The sequence below is a fragment of the Amycolatopsis sp. NPDC004747 genome (assembly GCF_053601335.1).
In genome coordinates this window covers 1-2,103 of record NZ_JBSGBQ010000077.1, presented here as the reverse complement: position 1 = coordinate 2,103, position 2,103 = coordinate 1, and the positions used below count along the sequence as shown (strand labels likewise).

3 protein-coding genes and 2 pseudogenes are annotated in these 2,103 nt (G+C 67.9%); 4 read left to right on the top strand and 1 reads right to left on the bottom strand.

The features are described from left to right. On the top strand, positions 1–392 hold a 392-nt coding region (locus ACWEGE_RS46930), incomplete at its 5' end, for an aminotransferase class III-fold pyridoxal phosphate-dependent enzyme (RefSeq protein WP_449667006.1). Here the strand turns inward: ACWEGE_RS46930 and ACWEGE_RS46925 are convergent. Next, positions 381–545, bottom strand: a pseudogene (locus ACWEGE_RS46925) (transposase family protein); the annotation flags it as partial. The gene ACWEGE_RS46930 and the pseudogene ACWEGE_RS46925 overlap by 12 nt on opposite strands. 67 nt (positions 546–612) lie before the next feature. Here ACWEGE_RS46925 and ACWEGE_RS46920 point away from each other — a divergent pair. The 3 genes and pseudogenes from ACWEGE_RS46920 to ACWEGE_RS46910 all read left to right on the top strand — a co-directional run bounded on the left by ACWEGE_RS46920 (position 613) and on the right by ACWEGE_RS46910 (position 2,048). Further along, positions 613–894, top strand: a complete 282-nt coding sequence (locus ACWEGE_RS46920; RefSeq protein ID WP_449667005.1) for an IS6 family transposase — start codon at positions 613–615, stop codon at positions 892–894. A 12-nt stretch (positions 895–906) separates the two neighbouring features. Then, positions 907–1,332, top strand: a pseudogene (locus tag ACWEGE_RS46915) (IS6 family transposase); the annotation flags it as partial. A 122-nt stretch (positions 1,333–1,454) separates the two neighbouring features. Then, positions 1,455–2,048, top strand: coding sequence for an IS630 family transposase (locus ACWEGE_RS46910; RefSeq protein ID WP_449667004.1), 594 nt, complete (start codon positions 1,455–1,457; stop codon positions 2,046–2,048). The last annotated feature ends 55 nt before the right edge of the window (positions 2,049–2,103 follow it).

The following is a 2,103-nucleotide window of genomic DNA, read 5'->3' as shown; positions in this document are numbered from 1 at the left end:
CCGAACCCGTGCAGGGCGTCGGCGGCTTCACGATCCCGCCCGACGGTTTGTACGCGGCCTTCCGCGAGGTCCTCGACGAGCACGGCATCCTCTGGATCGCCGACGAGGTGCAGACCGGCTGGGGCCGCACCGGCGAGCACTTCTGGGGCTGGCAGGCGCACGACGCCGCGGGCCCGCCGGACATGCTGACCTTCGCCAAGGGCATCGGCAACGGCATGTCCATCGGCGGTGTCGTCGCCCGTGCCGAGATCATGAACTGCCTGGACTCCAACTCCATCTCGACCTTCGGCGGCTCGCCGGTCACGATGGCGGCGGGGTGCTTCGGCACCGCATCCTCCTCGGATAGCAGGACGCCCCGTCACCACCGAAAGCGCGACAGGGCCGTTTATTAGACACTCCCTGAGTGTGTGGATGGCTTGGATGGTGCGGCTGATGCGGCGGGTGGAGGAGCGTGCTCTGCGCATGATGCGCCAGGACTTGAGCAGGGCGAAGGCGCGTTCGCCGGGGGCTCGGAGCCGGGCGTGGTCGCGGTTGAACTGCTGGTAGGGCACTGTCACGTTGACTGACTGGGTGGGATGATCTTGTGGTTGATCGTGCTGGGAGGGGTCGTCCGTGGTGAGTGCGTCGCCGTCGTACAAGGGGCACCGGTACCCGGGCGAGGTGATTTCCCGCTGTGTGTGGCTGTACTTCCGGTTCCCGCTCAGCTTCCGCGAGGTCGAGGAGCTGATGCTGGAGCGCGGTGTCCTCGTCTCCTACGAGACCGTGCGCCGCTGGTGCGCCAAGTTCGGCCAGACCTACGCGAATGGACTGCGCCGCCGCCCGCCCCAGCCCGGCGACAAATGGCACTTGCACGAGGTCTTCATCAAGATCAACGGCGAGTTGAAGTACCTGTGACGGGCCGTCGACCAGGACGGCAACGTCCTGGACATCCTCGTGCAGGACCGCCGGAATACTGCCGCGGCCAGGCGGTTCTTCCGCCGCCTGATGAAGAAGGCCCGTACGGTGCCCCGGGTGGTCGTCACGGACAGGCTCCGCACCTACGGCGCCGCCCAACGCGAGGTCATGCCCTCGGTCGAGCACCGGCAGTCGAAGTACCTGAACAACCGGGCAGAAAACAGCCACCAGCCCACCCCCCAGCGTGAACGCGCGATGAAAGGCTTCCGCAGCGTCGGCGCGGCCCAGCGCTTCCTGTCCGCCTTCAGCGGCATCTCACCCCACTTCCGACCCCACCGCCACCTGATGACCGCCACCCAACACCGCGCCGAAATGACCATCCGCTTCGCCATCTGGGACCAGATCACCGGCGCTGCCAGCCGGCCCACCACAGCCTGAACACCGCCCGGACGGCGGGCCCACCACGCCCCGACGCACCATCAGACCACCCACACACCCAACAACGTGACAGCGCCCTGGTGGGGGATGCGCGGGCCTGGTCGCCGGACGCGCAGGAGGCCGTGCGGTTGCTGGCGGTGTCCGCGCTGGTGGAGGGCCGGGGCCGGGTAGAGGTTGCCGCCCTGTTCAAGGTGTCGGTCAAGGCCGTGGACAACTGGTGGGTGAGGTGGCAGGCCGGCGGCCGGGACGCACTGCTGTCCCTCCCGCGAGGCCGCCGCGTGGGTGAGCATCAGGTCCTGTCGGAGACCGAGCAGACCGCCGTTCGGCAGGCTGTCCTCGATCACATCCCCTCCGACCTGGGGCTTTCGGGTCAGCTGTGGACACGGGGGCAGATAGGCGAGCTGATCTTCAAGCTGTCCCGGGTCCGCTTCACCGAGCCCGGAGTGGGCAAGTACCTCAAGCGTTGGGGGTTGACCTTCCAACGTCCGGACAAGCGAGCGGTCGAGCAGGACGCGGACGCGGTCCGCCTCTGGCACGAGGAGACCTGGCCGGCGATCCGGGCCAAGGCGAAGGCGGAGAATGCCGAGGTTCTCTTCGGTGACCAGGCCGGGGTCCGCTCGGACCAGGTGACAGGCCGTACCTGGGGCGCCAAAGGCACGACTCCCCTCGTCCGCCGCAGAGTAATTGTCAAGAGTTGTGGTTCGGGTGACGCGTGATCAGGCAGCGGCGGCCTCCGAACGTTCGACGAGGACGCCGTTTTCGAACGTGGCG